This window comes from Bradyrhizobium sp. AZCC 2289 (genome assembly GCF_036924615.1).
Taxonomy (GTDB): Bacteria; Pseudomonadota; Alphaproteobacteria; order Rhizobiales; family Xanthobacteraceae; genus Bradyrhizobium.
Genome location: NZ_JAZHRY010000001.1, coordinates 5890898 through 5912464, shown reverse-complemented (window position 1 = coordinate 5912464; position 21567 = coordinate 5890898). Strand labels below are relative to the sequence as shown.

19 protein-coding genes and 1 pseudogene are annotated in these 21567 nt (G+C 57.6%); 7 read left to right on the top strand and 13 right to left on the bottom strand.

Features of this window, described 5'->3' with window-relative positions:
* Window positions 1-103: 103 nt before the first annotated feature.
* Window positions 104-853, bottom strand: a complete 750-nt coding sequence (locus V1289_RS28035) for an SDR family oxidoreductase (RefSeq protein WP_334400653.1) — start codon at window positions 851-853, stop codon at window positions 104-106.
* Between the two features lie 378 nt (window positions 854-1231).
* Here V1289_RS28035 and V1289_RS28030 point away from each other — a divergent pair, with 378 nt between their 5' ends.
* Complete coding sequence (locus tag V1289_RS28030) at window positions 1232-2245, top strand: NADP-dependent oxidoreductase (RefSeq protein ID WP_334400651.1); 1014 nt, start codon at window positions 1232-1234, stop codon at window positions 2243-2245.
* Between the two features lie 246 nt (window positions 2246-2491).
* On the opposite strand, the gene V1289_RS28025 is transcribed toward V1289_RS28030, so the two are convergent.
* Together V1289_RS28025 and V1289_RS28020 are read right to left on the bottom strand one after the other, a co-directional pair.
* Window positions 2492-3274 (bottom strand): class II aldolase/adducin family protein, encoded by a 783-nt coding sequence (locus tag V1289_RS28025; RefSeq protein WP_334400649.1) that lies wholly within the window; start codon window positions 3272-3274, stop codon window positions 2492-2494.
* Window positions 3275-3303: 29 nt separating this feature from the next.
* Window positions 3304-4140 (bottom strand): class II aldolase/adducin family protein, encoded by an 837-nt coding sequence (locus tag V1289_RS28020; RefSeq protein ID WP_334400647.1) that lies wholly within the window; start codon window positions 4138-4140, stop codon window positions 3304-3306.
* A gap of 285 nt (window positions 4141-4425) precedes the next feature.
* Between V1289_RS28020 and V1289_RS28015 the strand changes: the two genes are divergently transcribed.
* Together V1289_RS28015 and V1289_RS28010 are read left to right on the top strand one after the other, a co-directional pair.
* On the top strand, window positions 4426-5325 hold the full coding sequence (locus tag V1289_RS28015; RefSeq protein WP_334400645.1) for a LysR substrate-binding domain-containing protein: 900 nt from the start codon (window positions 4426-4428) through the stop codon (window positions 5323-5325).
* 117 nt (window positions 5326-5442) lie between these two features.
* The gene (locus V1289_RS28010; RefSeq protein ID WP_334400643.1) at window positions 5443-6324 is read left to right on the top strand and encodes an alpha/beta fold hydrolase; all 882 of its coding nucleotides are present in this window, start codon (window positions 5443-5445) and stop codon (window positions 6322-6324) included.
* A 321-nt stretch (window positions 6325-6645) separates the two neighbouring features.
* Here V1289_RS28010 and V1289_RS28005 read toward each other — a convergent pair whose 3' ends face one another.
* From V1289_RS28005 to V1289_RS27985, 5 genes and pseudogenes are all read right to left on the bottom strand, one after another.
* Window positions 6646-7941 carry an MFS transporter gene (locus V1289_RS28005; protein WP_334400641.1) on the bottom strand — a complete coding sequence of 432 codons (1296 nt, stop codon included), beginning with the start codon at window positions 7939-7941 and terminating at the stop codon, window positions 6646-6648.
* 424 nt (window positions 7942-8365) lie between these two features.
* A complete protein-coding gene (locus V1289_RS28000; RefSeq protein ID WP_334400639.1) occupies window positions 8366-9559 on the bottom strand; it encodes an acetyl-CoA C-acyltransferase in 1194 nt (397 codons plus the stop codon).
* A gap of 481 nt (window positions 9560-10040) precedes the next feature.
* Window positions 10041-11219 carry an ABC transporter substrate-binding protein gene (locus V1289_RS27995; protein WP_442896201.1) on the bottom strand — a complete coding sequence of 393 codons (1179 nt, stop codon included), beginning with the start codon at window positions 11217-11219 and terminating at the stop codon, window positions 10041-10043.
* A gap of 28 nt (window positions 11220-11247) precedes the next feature.
* Window positions 11248-11478 (bottom strand): annotated as a pseudogene (locus V1289_RS27990) (hypothetical protein); the annotation flags it as partial.
* A gap of 693 nt (window positions 11479-12171) precedes the next feature.
* Window positions 12172-13122, bottom strand: a complete 951-nt coding sequence (locus V1289_RS27985) for a D-2-hydroxyacid dehydrogenase family protein (protein WP_334400635.1) — start codon at window positions 13120-13122, stop codon at window positions 12172-12174.
* Between the two features lie 841 nt (window positions 13123-13963).
* Here V1289_RS27985 and V1289_RS27980 point away from each other — a divergent pair.
* Together V1289_RS27980 and V1289_RS27975 are read left to right on the top strand one after the other, a co-directional pair.
* Entirely contained in the window at window positions 13964-14356 is a 393-nt protein-coding gene (locus V1289_RS27980) for a hypothetical protein (RefSeq protein ID WP_334400633.1), read from the top strand.
* Window positions 14353-14709 carry a hypothetical protein gene (locus tag V1289_RS27975; protein ID WP_334400631.1) on the top strand — a complete coding sequence of 119 codons (357 nt, stop codon included), beginning with the start codon at window positions 14353-14355 and terminating at the stop codon, window positions 14707-14709. The genes V1289_RS27980 and V1289_RS27975 overlap by 4 nt, the downstream gene beginning before the upstream one ends.
* A 182-nt stretch (window positions 14710-14891) precedes the next feature.
* Here the strand turns inward: V1289_RS27975 and V1289_RS27970 are convergent, their stop codons facing one another.
* From V1289_RS27970 to V1289_RS27960, 3 genes are all read right to left on the bottom strand, one after another.
* Complete coding sequence (locus V1289_RS27970; RefSeq protein ID WP_334400629.1) at window positions 14892-15110, bottom strand: hypothetical protein; 219 nt, start codon at window positions 15108-15110, stop codon at window positions 14892-14894.
* A gap of 302 nt (window positions 15111-15412) precedes the next feature.
* Window positions 15413-16027, bottom strand: a complete 615-nt coding sequence (locus V1289_RS27965; RefSeq protein WP_334400627.1) for a glutathione S-transferase family protein — start codon at window positions 16025-16027, stop codon at window positions 15413-15415.
* Between the two features lie 39 nt (window positions 16028-16066).
* Window positions 16067-16831, bottom strand: a complete 765-nt coding sequence (locus V1289_RS27960; RefSeq protein WP_334400625.1) for an SDR family NAD(P)-dependent oxidoreductase — start codon at window positions 16829-16831, stop codon at window positions 16067-16069.
* 315 nt (window positions 16832-17146) lie between these two features.
* Here V1289_RS27960 and V1289_RS27955 point away from each other — a divergent pair, with 315 nt between their 5' ends.
* Window positions 17147-17764 carry a TetR/AcrR family transcriptional regulator gene (locus V1289_RS27955; protein WP_334407719.1) on the top strand — a complete coding sequence of 206 codons (618 nt, stop codon included), beginning with the start codon at window positions 17147-17149 and terminating at the stop codon, window positions 17762-17764.
* Window positions 17765-18215: 451 nt separating this feature from the next.
* Window positions 18216-19187 (top strand): quinone oxidoreductase family protein, encoded by a 972-nt coding sequence (locus V1289_RS27950; protein WP_334400624.1) that lies wholly within the window; start codon window positions 18216-18218, stop codon window positions 19185-19187.
* A 279-nt stretch (window positions 19188-19466) separates the two neighbouring features.
* Here V1289_RS27950 and V1289_RS27945 read toward each other — a convergent pair whose 3' ends face one another.
* Entirely contained in the window at window positions 19467-20180 is a 714-nt protein-coding gene (locus V1289_RS27945) for a TetR/AcrR family transcriptional regulator (RefSeq protein WP_334400622.1), read from the bottom strand.
* Between the two features lie 456 nt (window positions 20181-20636).
* Complete coding sequence (locus tag V1289_RS27940; protein ID WP_334400620.1) at window positions 20637-21554, bottom strand: LysR family transcriptional regulator; 918 nt, start codon at window positions 21552-21554, stop codon at window positions 20637-20639.
* Window positions 21555-21567 lie beyond the last annotated feature (13 nt).

Genomic DNA, 21567 nt, shown 5'->3' with positions numbered 1-21567 from the left:
TGCCACGTCACTATAGAGCGCTCTTCTCAGCCAACAGGAGCGATCGCCAATACCAGCGGCGCACTACTCGCACCGAGCAGTTGGAAAGCCTTCCTGCCCATACTTAGCTAATTCCCAGGAAGGCGCGGTTCCAAGTCGGACTGATCAGTATTTCATTCACGCAGACATGCGGCGGCATGTTCGCTACGAACGCAATTGCTTTTCCGACGTCTTTCGGCTGCAGCATCTTGGCCATGATCTCCTCGCTCGGCGGGATCGGCCTCATCTTCATGATCGGAGTTGCAACCTCGCCTGGACAGAGACAGCATGCGCGCAAACCGTTTTGACACTCGTCCATATTGAAGGAGTGGGTGAGCGCCAGAACCGCATGTTTGGTAGCGGTATAGGCCGGGCCCGTCATTTTCGAGACGATCCGACCGGCCCAGGAGGATACGTTGATGATACAGCCATCTTTCTGGGCGCGCATTGCGGGCAAGACGGCACGCATGCAGTACATAAGTCCGTCGAGATTAACGTCTACGATTTGATCCCATCCCTTCACTTCCATATCCGCCCAACTGCGTTTCGGCAGATTCAAGCCGGCGCTGTTAACGAGAAGATCGATGCGGCCGTACTTCTCAAGGATCGAGCTTGCAACGCCGGCTACCCGTTCAGCGTCGGTGACGTCGAGCGGAAAGATGTCGACCGTTTTTCCCCTGACGGCGAGTTCCTTCGCCGCATCAGCCAGTACCTCAGGCCGCCTGCCAGAGATGACGACCGTCCATCCGTCATCTGCCAACGCCTCCGCGCCCGCCTGACCGATTCCGCTGCCTCCGCCAGTCACCCAGGCTATTCGCTTCGCTCCGCCACTCATCACATCCGACCTCTAAGTTCTGAATACGATTTGAATATAGACACCTCCGCGATCGGCCGGATTCGCGCCTGGAATGGAGGCCGAACGCAACCCAAACTAACCTCGCTTCGCGATCTATCCTACGTCATAAATGCAGCCTTTTCGGCCAAGCCGGCAATCAAGTCGGGGCGTGCTCGGGTTTCGTTCAAGTGCGCTCGGCGCGCCACAAACTATCGACCGTAGATAAAGTCTGGACAAATCGCTGGCCGCGATGGCCGAAACCGCGGCATCTTTGACCTTTGGGGCAGGATCCGATGGCTGTAAACGGCCTTTTCTAGCTCCACGCGCGCAAACAATCTCAACAATGTTTCGGGAAACGATAACCGACGGGAGAAATTGATGGACACCTACAGCCAGATCGTTGTCGCATCGCGTCCGACAGGTACGCCTACGTCGAAAAACTTTCGTGTTGAGACGGGACCGATTCCTGCCGCTGCGGACGGTCAGGTATTGCTGCGCACCAAGTACTTGTCGCTCGACCCCTACATGCGCGGTCGAATGAACGACGCAAAGTCTTACGCTACTCCCGTCAGCATCGGTGGAATCATGGAGGGAGAGGTGGTGGCCGAGGTTCTGAAATCGAAGCATCCGGACTACCGTCAGGGAGATTTGGTTCAAGGACGGATCGGTTGGCGGACCCATGCCGCAGTCGAACCAACGGATTTGAAGCGAGTGGAGACCGGCGGTAATCCGGCGACCACCGCCCTCGGTGTGCTGGGGATGCCCGGCTTCACAGCCTATTCCGGGATGAAAGTCATCGGACAGCCGAAGCCCGGCGAGACCGTGGTCGTAGCAGCGGCGAGCGGACCGGTCGGTTCTCTAGTCGGGCAACTTGCCCAGCTCTCTGGCGCGCGGGCCATCGGCATCGCGGGTGGACCCGAAAAATGCGCCTACATGCGCGACGAACTGAAGTTCGACGCCGTCATCGACCACCGCGCCGACGACATGCCAGAGGCCTTGGCGAAATCGTGTCCGGACGGCATCGACGTCTATTTCGAGAACGTTGGTGGCCCAATCTGGCAGGCTGTGCTCCCACTGCTCAATCGCTATGCCCGCATCCCAGCCTGCGGCTTGATCGCGCACTACAACGGACCGGGTGCGGCGGAACAGGACTCGCTTTCCTCGACCATGCTGGCCATGGTCAGGAGGAGCCTGCTGATGCGTGGCTTCATCAATACCGAGTTCGTCGACGATCACTACGACGACTTCATGCGGGATTTGATTCCCTTAGTCGCGTGCGGACACATTCGCTACCGCGAGGATATCGTCGACGGATTGAATAATGCGCCTGAAGCGTTCATCGGCATGCTCTCCGGACGCAATTTTGGCAAGCTCCTAATCAGGGTCAGTTGACGAATGGCTCGTACCCTGCGAGCGAGAACTCGCGCTGGAGCGAGTTGAACGTTGGACGTCGTCAACCCATGGCACGGCAGGCTGATAGTCCGCGATGCCTTCACTCAACTCGACCTCCCCGTAGACGAGCCTCTTTGTATTTTCCAAGAGGCGCCGGATTGATCCGATCACCCAAATTGCCGTGGCGCTTCTTCACGAAGTTTGGGCCGTCCGGAATTTCGCCTCGCTGAATCCAAGACTATGGTGTCAGGAGCGAAAATTCAGACCTTGCGCATCGAGCTGCCTGATCAGCGCCGCATAAGTGTCCTGACCGAAGCCGCGGTGCTTGTCGAAACCCTTTGCCACGGCAGTTTGCGACTGCCGAACGGTTCGCGTCAGCACCGCCTCGTCGAGCGGCCGCAACTCCCGGCCCATTTTCATGGTGTTGACCTGGACCTCGCACGCGCGTTGCATCTGATACATCCGGAAGAATGCCGCCGCGGCGCTTTCGCCGCAGGTCAGCAGGCCATGATGGCGGAGGATCATGTAATTGCTGTCGCCCAGCGATTTCACCAGCCGCTCGCGTTCGCCGAGGTCGATCGAGATACCCTCGAAATCGTGATACGCCACTTGACCATGGAGCTGCGCGCCGTAAAAATTATGTGGCGACAATCCATGTTCCGAACAGGCAACGGTTACCCCTTCCGTGGTGTGGGTATGCACGATGTAATGTGCATTGTCGCGAGCGATGTGAATCGCCGAGTGGATAGTAAAACCCGGCGCGTTGACCGGCGCGTCGCTGCCATCGACGACCCGACCGTCGACGTCGATCTTGACCAGGTTGGAAGCCGTTATCTCACTATACAGCAGGCCGAACCGGTTGATCAGGAAATGCCGCTCGGGTCCCGGCACCCGGGCGGTGATGTGATTGTAGATCAGCTCCGTCCACCCGAACATGTGGCAGAGCCGGTAGAACGCCGCGAGATTCTCGCGGGTCTCTTTTTCTTCGGGCGACAGCGACCTCATCGACTGCATCGCGTGCTGGTTCATGGTGGTTTCTCCCCGCCGATATCCAGAATTCAGTTCAGGAAATCCGGCTGTTCTTTCAGGATGCGTGCGTAGAGCGATTGAAACTGGAACCAGCCGCTGAAGGCGGAGCCGACCACCTGATACGCCTGCTGGGCCGACTTCTCAGAGATAATCTTGAGCGACTGACCGGTTCTGGCCGCGGCCGCTTCGGCAAGAAGCTGGACCTGGCATGAGCGCTCCATGGTGATGAACCACCAGGCGGCCTCATCGACGGTCTGGCCGACCGTCAGCAGGCCGTGGCTTTGCAGGATCGCGGCCTTGCACGGGCCCAGCGCCTTGGCGATCTGCTGTCCCTCGTCGACCTCGACCGCGACCCCACCATAGTCGTCGTAGAGCGCGTGATCGCTATAGAAGGCGCAGACGTCCTGGGAGATCGGATCGAGTTTGCGCCCCAGTGCTGCAAAGGCGCGCCCATAGGTCGAATGCGCATGCGCCGCCCCGACCGAGTCCGGCCGCGCGGCATGGATGCGAGAGTGGATCGCGAAGGCCGCGGCATTCACTGGCTTTCCGCCCTCGATCACCTGTCCGTCATGGCCGACCCTGATCAGGTCCGAAGTCTTGATCAGACTGAAGTGCAATCCGAAGGGATTGACCCAGAACGTGTCGCTGAATTCCGGATCGCGCGCGGTGATATGACCGACGACGCCCTCGTCGAACCCGAATTTGGAAAACAGTCGGAAGCTTGCTGCGAGCCGCTGTTTTCGATGCAACCGCTCCTCGGCCACGCTCGAGAACATCGGCGGCCTGGGAAGACCGGTATACATCTTGTCCGCCGCTCCAGATTCGGCGGCCGGCGTTGCGCTTGAAAATCGTTGCGGTACGTTCATGGTGATTTCCCTCCCTTTTTTTGATTGAATCGATACCATCCTGCCGCGTGCTGGCCGACTGTCGCTGGCCAAACTCGACCAAGGGTTTTTGACTTTGTTCGTGCCTCCCGCACGGCTGAAATGCTGTTGTTCTGCTTTATCCTCACATGCGCTTCGCGGGCATGGGATTGCGGTCATCACCTATTGATGCCAGCATGGGAGGCAGACCGGATTGACGCAAATGATTTTCCTTGCATCGACATGAACAGGATTCACATGCAACGGTCGCGATCGCCCCTGCCACCATTGTCCACGCTTCGTCCATTCGAGGCCGCTGTCAGGCTCGGAAGCTTCAAGGCTGCCGCGGAGGAACTTCGCCTCACACAGTCGGCGATCAGCCACCAGATCAGTTCTCTGGAGACCCACTTCCGCACTACGCTTTTTGTTCGTCAGGGCAACAGCCTAGCCCTGACCAAGGACGGTGCATTCTATGGTGCGGCGATCGTGAAGATTTTCACGGAGCTGACCAGGGCCGGCGAGACGTTTTCAAAGCGAGAGAATCACAGCGTATTGCGGGTCAGCGCCTCACCCAGCTTCGCCATGTTCGCTGCCATTCCCTATGCCGAGGAGTTCAAATCGAGAAACGCCTCCCTGGACCTTCGCCTGGAGGCCCGCAACACCAGCGTCGATTTCGAGGCAGAGAGCATTGATGCCGCGATTGAGGTCGGCAGTCCGCCATTCCGGGGATTGCGCGCTCATCGGCTGTTCCGGTCTAGACTTGGTCCGCTCGCCCATCCGGATCTTTGCGCGAAGTTCGGAACCATCAAGACGGCAAGGGATCTGGCGCGAATGCCGCTCATCGAACTCAACAATATTCCCGGGTTGTGGGGCCGGTGGTTCGCCAGTGCCGATCGTCGCGTCAAGGTCGGCGAATTGCGGCTGTCGAGCGACAGTCTGCTGGCTGCCATCCAAATGGCGGAGGCCGGCAGCGGCGTCCTGCTGGCGCCGTTTCCTCTGATCACCTCGCTTGTGTCGTCGGGCCGGCTCAAGATTCTGTTTCGCCCTTCATTGCCGGTCGAGCGGCCTGACTTTCACCTCGTCTACAGGAAAGGCGATGCCGGAAGTACAAAAATCAAGGCGCTGACGCTATGGCTGAACGGGGTAACCGCCGAATTGGAACAGAAAGCCCGTGCGAAAGGCTTGTAACCGCAAAGTCTGCACCGGTCTCCAGTCGACCGTATAAATGTTCTTCGCCTGCTGATGAGGTCACCCGAGCAGCGCGGCTAATCCTTCACAACACGGGCGACCTCACTGGAATCAAGTATGACTCAACACACCGATCTGTTTCCTGGCTTTGAATCTCATTCGATCGACACCAACGCGGGAAGTATCTTCGTACGCGCCGGTGGGAACGGCCCGCCGCTCCTGCTGCTACACGGCTACCCGCAGACGCACGTCATGTGGCACCGGATGGCAGCCGCACTTGCCGACAAATTCACGTTGATTATTCCCGACCTGCCCGGCTACGGATCTTCGGATATGCCGGCGACCGATGCGGAACACACGCCCTACACAAAGCGCGCGATGGGCCGAGTCATGGTCGAGATTATGGAGAAGCTCGGCTACAGCCGATTCGCATTGTTAGGCCATGACCGGGGCGGGCGCGTCGGATATCGTCTTGCGCTGGACGAACCGGAGCGACTTTCAAGGCTGGCAGTGCTCGACATACTTCCGACCTTTGACTATTGGGCAAAACTAGACCGGCAGTCGGCGCTGCGCATTTTCCACTGGACATTTCTCGCCCAGCCTTACCCCGTTCCAGAAAATTTGATTTCCAAGAATTCGGACGATTTCTTTGGACCTGCCTTCGCGAAGGGTTTCGATCCCCGCGCAGTGCATCAGTATCTCGGTGCACTGCGAGACCCGGCCCGTGTTCATGCGATCTGTGAAGACTACCGCGCGGGCGCCTACGCTGACTTCGAACATGACAAGGCCGATCGTGAGGCCGGAAGGAAAATTGTTTGCCCGCTGTTCGTGGCGTGGGGAAGTCGAGGCATCGCTTCCGCTGCGGCAACTCCGCTTGAAACCTGGAAGGCCTGGGCTACGGATGTAAGCGGCTCGGAGGTAGCCGCCGGTCACTTTCTATGTGAAGAGAATCCAGAAGGTACCATCTTTGCACTCATGCCTTTTCTTACCCAAAAATGATGCAGAGTTCTAAGATTTGAGTCGGAATTGGAGCCCCGCTCGCGAAAACGGGATCTGAGTCGCGAACCGATCAGGTAGGGATGCTTGCGCCGTCAAAAAGTTCGTGTCCACGGCAATCCCTACTCAATGCCACCTTCGAATTTGTACAACCCATCCGCTTACTCTATTAGCCTCGGAGAGACTTCGTAAGCTGTAGATGAAAAGGACATCCTACGCCCAGTTCATCCACGAGAACTGAGGATTGTTTCGCGGAACCCCACTGTGTAAAGTCGATCGCCGTGGACCTATATGAGTTCGAACGCGCCGCCGCAAGATGTCCGGCTATTCCGCAGGGGCCGCGAGGACGGCTTCGGACGTCCGCTTGCGAATCGTCAGCACCGCCCCCGACGCGATGATGCACGCGACACCTGCCGCGAAGAAAGCCGGGAGATAGCTGAGCAGCGCGTCCCGCGATAGACCGGCCCCGAAGGCGGCGGTCGCCGACCCCATCTGATGGGCCACGAAGATCCAGCCAAAGACCAGCGGAGTCTTTTCCCGCCCAAACGTCTGACCCGTCAGCTTGACCGTGGGGGGCACCGTTGCGATCCAATCCAGCCCGTAGAAGATGGCGAAGATGCTGAGACCGTAGAGCGAGAAGTCGGTGTACGGCAGCATCAAGAGGCTGAGACCGCGGAGGCCGTAGTACCAAAACAGAAGCCACCGGTTGTCGTAACGGTCGGAAAGCCAGCCCGAAAGGATCGTTCCCACGAAGTCGAACGCGCCCATGGTCGCAAGCACGCCGGACGCGGCGATCGTCCCAATTCCGAAGTCGTGGCACAGCGGGATGAAATGGTTCTGCACCAAGCCGCTGGTAGACAAGCCGCAGATGAAGAAGGTGCTCGCAAGGATCCAAAACGTCCTGTTCCCAGCAGCAAGCGACAATGCCGCAAAGCTGAGCTGCAGCGCGTTGCCGCCGGAGAAACGCGACGGCGCCGGAACGACGGTCGCTTCGCCGTACGACGGAAGATCGACGTCGCCAGGGTGGTCGCGCACGACAATGAGCACCAGGACAAGGCAGATCAGGCAGAGCGTTGCCGCTGGCATCATCGCGTAGCGCCAGCCGAAGTCTTCGGAGAGGTACGCCGCAGTCGGCAGAAAAAGCAGTTGTCCCGTCGCATTGCTGGCGCCGAGCACCCCGATGACGAGCCCTCGCCGCTTGGTGAACCAGCGCGTGGCGATGGTGGCGCCGAGCACGTTCGCGGTCGCGCCCGTCGAAAGCCCGATCATTATGCCCCAGGTCAACCAAAGCTGCCAGACCGAAGTGATCTGCGTCGCCAGAGCCAGTCCAATGATGATAAGTGCCAATGCTGTGCCGACGATGGTTCGTACTCCGTAGCGGAGCATAACGGCGGCGGCGAACGGCGCCACCATCCCGTACAGAAGGACGCGTAGCGCGAGTGCTCCGGAGATCGCTCCAAGATCCCAGCCGAATTCGGTCTTCAACGGAAGCATCAGGACGCCGACCATTCCCATAGCGGCCGACGTCGACAGCATGGTCAGGAATATGACGGCCACGACAGCCCATCCGTAGTGGATGCCCATCCGCTGAAACGCCCGTGGCAGAAGATTTGAAGGCATCAAGGAGCGTTCCCTCAGCGAGCATATTCGGTGACGGAATAGACCGCGCTTTTGTTGAACTATAAAGATGACGACCGTCATGTAATTATGGCCCTCATCCGCACCCATCATAATTTGGTGATTTGCGCTGCGCTGGGCCTCGATGCCAGACACCGCCGACCGTAGCGAAGCGCATCTCCCGGGAACACCAGGTGAATCCAGCCTAGAGAGCCGGCGACGAAGGGCATCTGGCCAGCAGGGTGCACGTTTCAACGACGAATTTGCCCGATCAAAACCAGGACGGCCGTGTCCGGACACCGCGGCCGAAAGACTCGCAGGTAGCAAGCCGCGGGGCGCAGATTGCGATCTGGCCGCAAGTAGGTAGACAGCCAAAGGCGCACACAGACCCCACAATGAGGGGCCAGATTTGCAGCGCGTAAGAAGATCAATGAATGATACGCTCGACGGCAACGGCGGTCGCTTCGCCGCCGCCAATGCAGAGTGCCGCAACGCCACGCCTGAGGTTTTGGGCCTCCAACGCATGTAACAGGGTCACAATCAATCGCGCGCCAGTGGCGCCGATGGGGTGGCCGAGCGCGCAGGCGCCGCCATTGATGTTGAGTTTGTCTCTATCGATGCCGAGGTCGCGTTGCGCCGCCATCGCCACGACGGCAAAGGCCTCGTTGATCTCGAAGAGATCGACATCGCCGACGCTCCAGCCGACCTTGTCAAGCAGCTTTCGGATCGCCGGGATCGGCGCGGTGGTGAACCATTGTGGTTCCTGGCTGTGGGTGGCGTGGCCCTTAATGATGGCACGCGTAGGCAACCCGTCGCGATCGGCGAGCGATCGCTTTGTCAGGATCAGCGCCGCGGCGCCGTCGGCATTGGCCGAGGAAGCTGCCGGCGTGATGGTGCCGTTGGCGCGGAATGCCGGCTTCAGCCCCGGAATCTTGGCCGGATCGACTTTGAGGGGAATCTCGTCATTGCCGATGGTCCGCGGCCCGGCCTTTTCGGTCACCGTGATCGGCACGATCTCGGCCTTAAACGCGCCACCCTCAACCGCCTTGCGGGCGCGGGTCAGCGTCTCCATGGCGTAGGCGTCCTGGTCGGCGCGGGTGAACTGATAAGCTTCGGCGGTGGCTTCGCCGAAATCGCCCATCGAACGGCCAGGCTCATATGCGTCTTCCAATCCGTCCATCATCATGTGGTCGATGATCCGGTCATGGCCGGCGCGATAGCCCGAGCGCGCTTTCGCCAACAGATAGGGCGCGTTGCTCATGCTCTCCATCCCGCCGGAGACGACGATCTCCGCCGAGCCGGCATTGATAATGTCGTGCGCCAGCATGGTGGCCTTCATGCCGGAGCCGCAGACCTTGTTGATGGTGGTGGCGCCGGTGGCATCCGGCAATTTGGCACCACGCGCGGCCTGTCGGGCCGGGGCCTGACCTTGTCCTGCCGGCAGCACGCAGCCCATGAACACCTCGTCGATCCGTTCCGGCGCGAGCTTTGCCCGCTCCAGCGCCGCGCCGATCACATGAGAACCGAGCTTGTGCGCGGAAAACGGCGAGAGATCGCCCATGAACCGGCCGAGCGGCGTGCGGGCGGCGGAGACAATGACGATCGGGTCGGAAGCGGACATGACGGCTCCTGTTCGACTGATGCAGTGCGTTATATGACGATAGTCATCTATGCCGGGGAATAATGCAACCGAATGTTGGCCGCGGTGAGATTAGTTGCCGTCACGAATTGTTCTGCAAAGACATAAGCCGTGGCAACGCATCCATGACCAAGAAAGCGAATTGTGATTGTTACAGGCGTCGGCCTCGGTACCGAGGCCGACGATCGCAACGCGTTCTAGCAAGGTCCCTGGAGCCGCTAACAAGTCCTGCGGGAAGCCAAGCGAAATGGCGCTCACCTAGTCCGTCGTCACAGAGTTAGTCGATCAGCGCCAACCTACCGGAGGCAATTGCACCTCTTACCGGTCTTACCGATTGCAGTTCCTTCTGCGAACACGCGTCAAGCCGCGCTTTCGGGGTCATGTTCACTCAGCTCGTCGTCTGGACCCCCTGAAGCTTCGGTAAGGTTTCGAGATCGGAGCCGAATCGACATCCTGCTCGCAACTAGCCTCCGATCTCACCGTTGATAACGGGACCGAACAACTCCCAGTTTTCTCCCTTGAAACGCATCATCTGGAGCTGCTCGATGGGATAGAAATCGGTGGCGCTGGTGTTGATCTTGATGCCGGGCAACAGGCCTGCCGGCTGGAAATCCTTCAAGTTCGCCGCTTGTTTCATCACGTTAGCGCGGGTGAGATCGTCACCGCACTGCTGCAGCACATGGACCATAGTTTGCGCAAGGGCGTATCCGGCCAACGCCAAGTAGTCGGCCTTGTTACCTTCAGGGAACCACTTATCCATGAATGCAACAAACTTCTTTACCTCGGGATCGTCTTTCCAGAGCGGATCAACGCCGTCTTTGGTGTATTGCGCCGAGATGATGTCCTGTGCGTTATCGAAACCTGCCGGCTTGATGACGCTGCCTACGGAAGCGCTGACGTTGGCGACGATGTGCAGCGGTTTCCAGCCTAGCTCCGCAATTTTCTTGATCGCCTGTGCCGCGACTTTCGGCGTTGAAAAATTAATGAAAACATCGGCACCGGCGGCCTTCAGCTTGACGATATGACTGTCGATGGTTGGCTCGGATACCTCGTAACCGTCCTCGGCGACAATCATTGAAGCTGCCTTTGGGCCGAGACCGTCCTTGAGGCCCCTCAGAATATCTTTCCCGAAATCATCATTCTGATAAAGCACCGCGATCTTGGCGTCAGGCTTTTCCTTCATCAGAAACTTGGCGTAGATTCGCGCTTCGCTCTGATAACTAGGCTGCCAGCCCATGGTCCAAGGGAATTCCTTCGGGTCGCCCCACTTTGACGCGCCAGTGGCGACGAACAGCTGCGGCACCTTCTTCGCGTTCATGTATTTGTGAATCGCGGAATTGCTCGGTGTTCCCAGCGAACTGAAGATCAACAGAACCTCATCGCTTTCGACGAGCTTGCGGGCTTGCTCCACCGTCTTTGGAGGGCTGTAAGCGTCGTCAAACGTAATGAAGTTAATCTTGCGACCGTTGATGCGGCCCTCGGCATTGATTTTCTTGAAATAGGCCTCTTCGGTCCTACCTACCACGCCGTATGAGGATGCCGGACCGCTGTACGGCATGATGTTGCCGATCCTTATCTCGGTGTCTGTTGCACCGGTATCGTATTTTTTCTGGGCAACGGCGCTACCGTTGGCGATAGCCATTGCGACGATTGCGATCGGTATTGCGCGCTTAAGCTTTGTCGAAGACATTTTGTTTCCTCTGGATTTTCCGACTCTTGTCGTAAATGGACTCCAAATAGTCCGCGAATTGCCTTGCACCGTGCCGCACCACGAAGACGACAAGGAACGGCGGGACGCCGAACACGGCGCCGGAGAGTCCCTTGGAGAGTCCCTTGGAGATTCCCTCCGCGATGTTCGGCACGAAGATGAAGAAAGCGGAACCCACGATCGAGCCCGGCATTGAAATCGTTTGGTCCCCGGTGATCATCTCCATCTCAAATGCCAGACCGATCTCTCGACCTTCGCTTCGGCACTACCCGAGGCCGACAGCAAGAAAGGTCTTTCCCCGAGGTCGCCAGCTAATTGCTGCCAGCTTCCAGCGTGAAACGAATTCCTCTCAGCGATAATGCGGCCAAGCGAACAAACATTCTCGCCACCTCGATCGTTCTGCTTGGGCAAATATCAGGGCATGCAAAGCGAAACAGCGTCCAGCCGTAGAGTAAAACGGTCGAAGTAATTCACCCGTGACGAAGGCCATCAACTCGAAATTCGAGATGAATTTGATAATTTCATGCCACCGGAACCCACGATTAAAAATCATGTCGCCCCTTCGCCACGAAATCAGCATCCGATGAAACCGATCGTCCAACTGCATCGCTACTTTTGATAAACGTCTAGAACAGCCTCATATCGCTTGTCGTTCGCGCCGAGGCTAAACTATCGATGTCACGCCTGGAACGTCATTTATGCCACCTTTTCGGACGCCAAATATTCTCGGTGGCACTAGCTCTCAGCCGGGACGACAATTCCGTCCACCGCATGCTCCGACTACTTGGGGCGACGGTTATCTAAGCGCGCGATTTCCAATGGAACGAGCCGGCAATTAGACGGATTCGGCTGGGGGCACGCGACTACACGGGCACGCTACGTGCTATCACTGCGCATTGAGCCAAGCGGATATGTTATCGACGGTATCTTGGTAGAAAGTTCGATACAGCCCCTCCGTACCATACGCGATATGTGGCACGCCGAGCACATTGTCCAAAGAACGAAACGGATGATTTGCAGGCAGAGGTTCGACGTCAAAGACGTCCAAAGCCGCGCCGACGATCTTTCGCGTTTGTAGTACCTTTATCAGAGCCTGCTCGTTTACGACCGGTCCACGAGACGTGTTGATCAAGCGCGACGTTGGCTTCATCAAAGCGAGCTCCGCTTCGCCCACTATTCCCCTAGTCCGTTCGCTGAGGACAACGTGTATGGTTAGAATGTCTGACTGGCGGAATAATTCGTCTTTAGAGACGCTTGTCGCACCCGCCGCAGCCGCCCGTTCAGGGGTCATATTCTGACTCCAGACAATCACATTCATGCCGAATGCGTTTCCGATTTTTGCGACCTGCGCGCCTACATTGCCAAGCCCGAGAACGCCGAGAGTGCTTCCGTTGAGATCTCCTCCAATCGATCGTTGCCAACCTCCCGATCGGAAATTGCTGTTTTCTGCGACTAGGTTGCGAGCGCTCGCCAAAATCAATGCCCATGTGAATTCGATGGTCGGTTCCGACCTGTAGCCAGTATGAGCAATTGCTATCCCACGCTCGGCGGCTGCAGAGACATCTATGGCAGCGTTGCGGGATCCGGTTGAAGCAATCAGTTTCAAATTCGGAAGGCGGGCAATAATTTCACGCGACAGTGGCGTCCTTTCCCGCATAATGCTGACCACATCAAACGGATGCAGCCGCTCTACAACAGCGTTCGCGCCGGCGACGTGATCGTTAAAGACCGTAATTGTCGCGCGGTCTTTCAAGGCGGACCAATCGGCCATTCGCATAGCCAGGTTCGGATAGTCGTCCAGGACCGCGACTTTTATGTTGATGGCTTTTGAGTTCATTTTGTTTCGGCCTCCTCAGTGATGTTCGTTTTCGCTCTGGCCGCAGCCGCGAGTTTAACGTTCCGGTACTTGTTGTTAGAACCCAGACTAAGCTATCCGGGACATATCTAGCGCGTCATATCTGCCACCTTTTGAGACGTCAAAGAGCCACTAGTTTCGCGAAGCACCTTTTGCCGATATAGCCCGATCAGCGCAAACCGCATGCGATCGTTCAGCTAAAGCGGATGCCCGCTTAGTCCAGCCCGAGGGCTGGCCCCACAGAGCCGCGCGAAATACTGGCGGCCATCCCGCGAGCGACCGCGGGATTAGATGCAGTGCCGGTACGGCTCTCGGTCACCCCTCACAAAGTCGTTCAGAACCGTCGTTGAGAAATTTGCCAAAATGTTCCGGGTGCCGATCCGTTTGCTCCAAAAACCGGCAGGTTCTCCCAAGACATGTCCTAAAAGGTTGCGTATATGACGTTTGAGATGGCCGCAGACGACTGTATTCACGATCGTTGATTGGGGGACACGATGCCTCCTTCCTCGCCGCTGTGTCCTCTCCTGTGATCTCGGAGACTGCCGCTAGGTCAACCGGAGGAAGGGAGCTTTTTGTTAGCTCCGACGCGAAGTCAAAGGCGACCATATCTTTGCCGACAGGTTGAAGATCTAAGCAAATGCATTCACCGGTCTGCCGTAAGGGTCGAACCTTATTGTCGGGACAGCGTTCCGATAAACCCCCGTCGTCCGAACTATCCTAAGATCAGCATGAACTCAGGTCGTGGCGATCAGAGTTTATTGCCACCAACCTGACGTGACTGCCTTCCGACGAAGGCCTACCGCTAAGACGATGGATCCTCGCAATGATGCAATCGGCTTCTGATTCCGCAGATCAGCGTCTTGTTGAGTATGACGTTGAGCGACGCGTCCAACTGACGTTCGCCGTCTCACCAGAACAGGCCGGAAAATTCCTTCCTTCCTCATGGCAGGTCGCGTCGATGCCTACCGGTCCTTCTGAAGGCGCAAATTTCATGATAGCGTTCCGAAACAGATTGTTGACGGTACACTACGACGCAGATGGCGACGCACGAATGGGCGAGCAGGACCGCGGCGCGATCCTGCTCGTGTTCGCAAAACATTCCGAAAGCGGAGAATTCGCCTTCAGGGTCATCGGGTCATTTTCGGCGAACGCCAACGCCGTCCCGGGCCCCATAAAAACGCTCAGTTTGCCACTGTCGATATGGAGCAAGGCATGACCGCGAAGGAGACCTCGGACAGTTCCGGGTTCGAGCGTTGGCGGATACGTGACGATGCCGGAGGTGTGTTGAGACTGCTTCTTCGCTATCGAGCAGGGGCGCCGCTAAGAACCGGCGGGGAAATGAAAATATTCGGCGGTCCCGACCCGGCCTTTTTCCGTGTCTATCGCACCGACAAGGCGTCAGATTTCGTCAAGAGCGCACCAAACAAAGTAGACCACATCGACGAGTTTCAGTTCGATAGCACAATTTCGGAATTCTCAAATATCTTCGACGGCACCCAAAAGGTAATCAGCATTTGGACCGAACCTTGGTATCTGCGCCATGTGCTGCTGCAAAATCCGGGATCGTAGACGGTGGTGCGGAATCATTTTTCCTGCGCCGAGAACCTCTCGTTTCTTCCTACAAATGCTGTTCGACGGCTCCTGATTACGTTTTGTGCGAAATGTCATCCCACGCGGCGCTAAATCATTATGGGGGGAGCCAAGTAAGCGACGGTGTGATTCTGCTGAATCAGTACTGCCTCACCGATTGTTCAGGTTTCGCGGGCTGGCGCACTTGGGTCGAACCCACCGTCGGCGATTCTGGCCGACATGCGAATCTTCCTCAATTCATTCTTTAGCTGTTTCAACTCGTGTTCCAGCCCACTGATCCGATCGATGGTATAATCGAAGGAAGAATACTCCATTGCTGCCACCAACGTTTTGAGCCAATCCCGTCCCTTCCGAAGAATCTTCACGGTTCCGTTTGTCATACCCGCCTCCTTCATGAGTGGTCAGTATTGCAGACCGAAAGCGGTCCCCCGCCGGGGATCGCTCGTAACCCGTTACTCCGCTTGTGTTCGGTCAAGCTAGGCTCCGATACGCGCAAAGCAGCCTCGATAAAAAGCGCTCGTAAAGGCCACGCGTGACAATCCCACTATGAGGAGCGGCAAGCAGGTTTGCCAATTCCCGCCATTTAGTCTCCCGAAATGGCAGTCGATCCAACAACTGTCGGTGGCGATCACCGACACGTGGTGTGGATTTCCGCATCCTTCTTGAACACGATCGCACGGTTTCAGAGGTGCGGCACAGTAGATGCGAAGGCGTCGATCTTCATCGCACGCTCGCAGAGCGCCGCCAGACGAGGAAAGTTCTTCGCGTTGACGTGATCGGGAAGAACGAATCCCGCAGACGCCTGATAGCAGACCACGGCCATGATATCGGCCTGACTGAGCTTATTGTCCACGAGCCAGCCATCTTTAGTCTGCGCCTCGGGCAGTTTCAACCCGATGATCGCCTGCTCGGCCAATCCCTCGAACACAGATTGCAGTTGATGGCTTTTCGGGCGGAGGCTTTCGTCATATAGGGCGGTGAGCTTCGGGTAGATGTTGAGTCCGATTCCGAGGAGTTGTAACGCCTTGAGACGCGGGGCGCCTGACGGTGGCATAAGCGCCTTCTCGGGCCCGGCCATCTCGTGCAACACCTCGATGATGCCAGCGCTATCGATCAGGCTTTCGCCATTACCCAGTACGAGTGCCGGTACCTTGCCCATCGGGCTGTAGCGTCGAACTTCTTCCTTGTTGACATAGGCGTTGAGATTGAGGTGCTCGAAAGGAATATCAAGCAGCTTCATCGTGATACCAGCCCGGCGGGTAAATCCCGAGAGCCAAGGGCCAACAAGTTTCATCATCGTTTTCTCCACGTTAGGGTTGGGGTTAGTGTCAGGACGTCAGAACTTTTCTTTGAATGGGCGGACGTCTAGCTCTTGCGTCCAGGCAGACGGATGCTGGAGATGTAGCTGCCAATAGGTCTCAGCGATCGCCTTGGTATTGAGTGCGCCGTTCTCCCCCAGCTGCTCGAAGATGCCCGGGAACAGCGATCGAACCCGATCGCCCTCGATCGCACCGTCGACGATGACGTGCGCGACATGAATCCCCTGCGGGCCGAACTCGCGTGCCATGCTCTGCGAGATTATGCGCAGACCCGCCTTGCTCGCGCCGAAATGGGCAAAGCCCGGCATACCGCGAAGCGAACCCGAGGCTCCTGTGAAGAAGATGGAGCCTCGACCGAGCGGCACAAAACGGCGTGCCGCCTCACGGCCCACCAGAAATCCACCGAGAGTGTTTGTCCGCCAGAAGTCCTCGAAAGTTGAGGCTTCCATTTTCCGAAAATCGATCTTCTGGTTCAGGCCGACGTTATAAGTGACGAGGTCGGCGGGACCACCATCCTTGTCCTCGGTCATTGCTGCCTCGAATAGCCGGATGACATCCTTTTCCTGCGTCGTGTCGACGGCATAGGCGGCCGCGCGGCCACCGCTGTGCCGGATCGCGGCTGCAACTTTCTCCACCTTTTCGAGCGTGCGTCCGGCGACCAGGACGTGTCGGCCATTGGCGGCGTAGCAACGGCTCAACGCCGCTCCAAGACCGTCCTCGGCACCGACACCCACAACGACGGCCTTGGCGGGTGACTCCTTTTCCTCGATTGCCTGCGCCATTTCGTTCTCCTTCGACCCACTCCTGGGTCGACTAGCGGTTGAGCAATCCGACTCAACCTTATATGACGATGTCGATCACAATTGTCTTTGTTGGAAAGTTCCGCTCCGACTGTCAAGCCCCTTGTCTGCTCCTTCGTTCGCGTGACTGTGTTTCGAAAGGACGTTAAGCGCTGCGCCACGAAATAACTGGACGAACGCCCTCCTCCCTCTCAGCCAAAATCTTGCGAGTAAACCCCGATTATCGATTGTATTCACAATCGTGATATGTGAACTTGAGACTGTTAGTGGTGACGATTCGAGGAGAAAGCGTTGGGCGTGTCGAGAGAACGGGCTGCGGAAAACCGCCTCGCGATTGTTGCCGCAGCAACGCAGCTATTCAGAGAACGCGGAGTAGAGGCCGTCGGGCTGAACGAACTGATGAAGCATGCCGGCTTTACACAAGGTGGCTTCTACAACCACTTTGAGTCGAAGGCCGCCCTCGTTGCCGAGGTGCTTGCTTCGGCGATGGTTGAGGGGATTGCCGAACTCGCCGAGAGCGCAAGAGAACCCGTCGATGAATCGACCACCGCTCTTCGGCGCTACATAAATCGTTATCTGTCGCAGACCCACCGCGACGACATCGCCCACGGCTGCCCCGTCGCTGGATTTGCTGGCGATGCTCCTCGCTTGGGCGTCGGAGCACAGTTGCATTTCGCGGGCGGATTGGACGATCAGATAACGATCCTGGCTGGGCTGATCGCCGAAAGTGGATCTATAGCTGCGGCAGGCGAGCGAAGGACGTTGCGCGATCAGGCAATCAGCTTGCATTGCGAAATGGTGGGTGCCCTGGTCCTGTCACGGTCTGTCGCGCAGGCAGCGCCAGCGCTCTCGAACGAGATTCTGGAGAACGCTAAACGAGATGTACTCGCATCTCTGGATCAGCGTTCGAGCTAGACTCGCAAGCCGCACAACAAAAAGTCGTCCGGCGCGAGTATCAGCCCGGTTGGGCTTCAGATCCAGATTCTCGATGATATGAATCCCAAGATGAGCGATCAGAATGAGGTTAAGTTCGAGCGTAATGTCGTGATGGCGCATAAGCTCAAACGCAGCGGTATCGGATCCCAGGGCAAATGTCGCGAGCCACCGACCAGCTTGCACTCCCGGCACAGGCGGAAATCAGGCCGAGATAACGAGCACTAACCCTCGTGTCCTAGAAGGTGGCAAAAATGGCGTTTCCCGCTACTGGGGATCGATCTAGTTGATTATCGGTCGTGAGAAAGCGAATTTGGGAGCGCGCAAGGCGATCTCGCAAGCGACGAAGTTTCGCCGTCTCTCGTCCCGAGAAAGATTCCCCAAACTGAGTCGACAAAACGAAGACCTGTGTCTGTTACTTTAGGAGAAACCGATGGGTGTGGTTGAGGCGGTCAATTTCTCGGGTTATGGCGGGCTGCGGCAGTTTGAATTGCCCAAGCCGCAGCCGGCGAAGGACGGTGTATTGGTCCGCATCACGGCCGCCGGCGTCACGCCGCTCGATCATACGATCCTATCGGGCGGACACCCTCGGGCCAAAGCGCCGCTGGTGCTCGGCAATGAGGGCGCCGGCGTCATCGAAGACCCCGGCGACTCCACCTTTCCGGTGGGCAGCCGCGTCATGTTCACAGGGCCCTATGGCGTTCGTGAGAATGGCGCTTGGCAGGAATGGCTGCTGGTCAGACCCGAACATCTGGCGTTGGTGCCCGAGACGATCGACGATGTGGTCGCGGCCAGCCTTCCCGTAGCCTATCTGACGGCGCAAATCACACTGACGCTCGCCGGGTTCGCACCCGGCAAGACGGTGCTGGCTCCGGGCATCGGCGGGTCAGTCGGCAACGCGACCTATCAGCTCGCGCGGGCACAGGGCGCAGGCAAGGTGATTTCGACGGCCGGCAGCGCTGCGAAGGCAGCGAGGGCTCGGGAGCTTGGCTTCGAGAACGTTATTGACCTCACTACAGAGGGCCTCGCCGAGGGTGTTCGCCGGATAACGGCGGGCGCGGGCGTCGACATCGTTATCGAGAGTATCGGCGGCTCCTTGACTGGCGAGGCCCTGAGCAGCATCGGTCTCGGGGGTGTCCTGATCACGTTGGGTTATTCCGCCGGACGTAAAACCGCCATCGATGTGACAGACCTGATCTGGAAAGGCGCGCGGATGGCCGGCTTCTCTCTATTTGCCCAGTCGCCGCTTGCCGTCGCTACCGCGTGGCGGGAGGTCATACCGCTGATCGTGGGCGGATCCGTCAAGCCCATCGTGGAGCGGGTCTATCCCCTCGGCGAGGCTGGGGAAGCCTTGCGCCATCTGATTGAGGATCGGCCGTTTGGCAAAATCGTCTTGAAGGTTTAACCGAATTGATGAACTTATCGACTCCGGTGCGAGCGGATCGTCCAGTGAAGCTTTTCTCCATGCATCGGAGCACTGGTTGATAGAGAGTGTTGCGTTCGGGTTCGGTCGCCGCCCGGAGATCGCGATCGCAGCGCCTGCCTTCATCAACCGATGTTGACGATCGAAAAGCTCGACGCTGGTAATGCCGATCAACCCACTTGGTGTCCGCCGCAATATCACCGGACCGTGGCATGCCTCAGCTTGGTGAACTTATCGGATCATCCACAGCTAGGCAGGAGATCACGTAGAAAACCGAGCCGCGATTGATGATCTCGCGCTTGCGAGGACGTCGGCCGACAGTTCATGGTTCGACACCGTTGCACGAGCCATCACGATGCCACCGACCATCGCAGCGACTATGCCGATTGCGTGTTTTTTCGCCTGCAGTCTGGAAACGCCATCGTCGACGAGACGACCGGCAATTCTTTCAATATAGTCGGCGACGCCGCGCGCATATTCTCTCTGAACTGCCTTGCCCTGGTTATCGATCCCCGAGGCAAAGGCCGGCATCGGGCACCCCTTTCCGCGGTTGTCTCGGTGCGCGGCCGAGATGTAGCGATCCAGATAAGAGCTGAGCGAAATATCACTGGTCCACGCGCTCAAACGATCTTCAAATGCGATGCGGCAGGCGCTGGCGGCGAGATCCGCCTTGGAACGGAAATGGCCGTAGAAGGCACCATGCGTCAATCCAGCATCGATCATGATTTCGGAAACACTCGGTGCGTCGAAACCACGCTCGCGAAAATGCCGCGAGGCCGACTCCAATATCGCCCGATAATGTTCTTCCGATTTTTCTTTGGTTACTTTCAGGCGGTTTTCTCCAGCGCCGGGTGGGGAGATGATTTTGACTCCACAACCATCGCCACAAACATTACCGACGTAATCATATTCGGTAAGGACGGTCAGCGCAAGCCAATCTGAGGAATTGAAGCTTTGCGTCGTCGTTGAATTCACTGAATCAATTGGTCTGATTCCACTTCCTGCTCCGTGTTTTCCTTTTCTTAGAGCTCCACAGGGGGGTGCTTTGCTTCAATGTCCCGAGAGGCTGTTTTTAAGCCACGCAGGTTCTTGACTACAATGATTATTGATATCATATATACACTTGGGCGTATAATCCTCCCGCGCCAGCGGTCCTCCCCGCCGGCTGCGAGACTACACGCCCGAGACCTCCAGGCTTGGCCGCTGCGGGAGCCCCCCGCGGCGGTCGTTTTCTTATGGTCGGCCTTACCGCCCTCACATATTGAAGCGCGCGAAGAGAACGACCCCAAGTGCTTGATTTCCCGAGCACGCTACAGTGGTCCTTGCTGCAAATCGCGGGGTCATCGCTGCGCTTCAACGAGAAACCGGCAACCCTTTGAAGAGCCGGAGCTTCCTTCGAAACGACAGAAAGTGGTGCTTAGAATGATGTATTTATGTTTGACCGGCGAACCAAACCTTTGACTTCGAAAATTCACTTTCGAGGAACCGCCCGACCTCCCTGGACAGTTTTCTGAGATCGCTCTCCCTTCGGTGCAACAACCAGACATTTACCTTCGCCGATTCTTGCGGTAGGACCCGCACGAGCCCCTCAGCCAGGGCAAACGGCACCGCGAGAAACGCCAATCCGATCCCCTCCGCCGCAGCGGCGAAGTGGTTGGCCATAGGTGCTACCCGGATCACGCTCCTTGCCTCCGGCGCCGCGAAGATGCTTCTAAACATCTTCATTTGGCGAGCGCCGTCATTTTTGAACCCAGGAAATTCCGCGGTCTGTCCGATTATGTGGTGATCGTTTAGTTCGGCAAGCGTGCGCGGCTCCGGATGTTTTGCCAAGTATTCTGCGGACCCGAATATCCCGAATGAAACGTTAGCAACCTTTTTCCCCACCAGTTCATCTTCACCGGGATCGCCCATCCTGATGACGAAATCGAGATCGCTCGTTGCGACGTTTTGCTGATGGAGGGTCGAGACGATTTCGAGCTGCACGCGGCTGTTCAATTCCCTCAAGCGCTTGACGCGAGGCAGCAGCCAATGCTTCGTCAGACCTTCAGTTGCGGATATTCTTACCACGGAGGCTCTTTGGCCGACTTGTGACCGCAGGCGATGCTGAAGCGATTCGAAGGCGACCATCATAGTGCCGGCCGACCGCCGCAACTTTTCGCCTTCCTGCGTGAGGCTGACTCCAGAGGAGGCACGGTAGAACAGGGGCGCTCCAATATGTCGTTCTAACTCCCGCAGACGCCTACTCAATGTCGGCTGGCTCATTCCAAGCTCGTGCGCAGCGCGGTTTACGCTCCCGGACCGAGCGACTGCGAAAAAAAGTCTAAATAGATCCCAATTCGCTTCCGCCAATGTCCATTCCGTG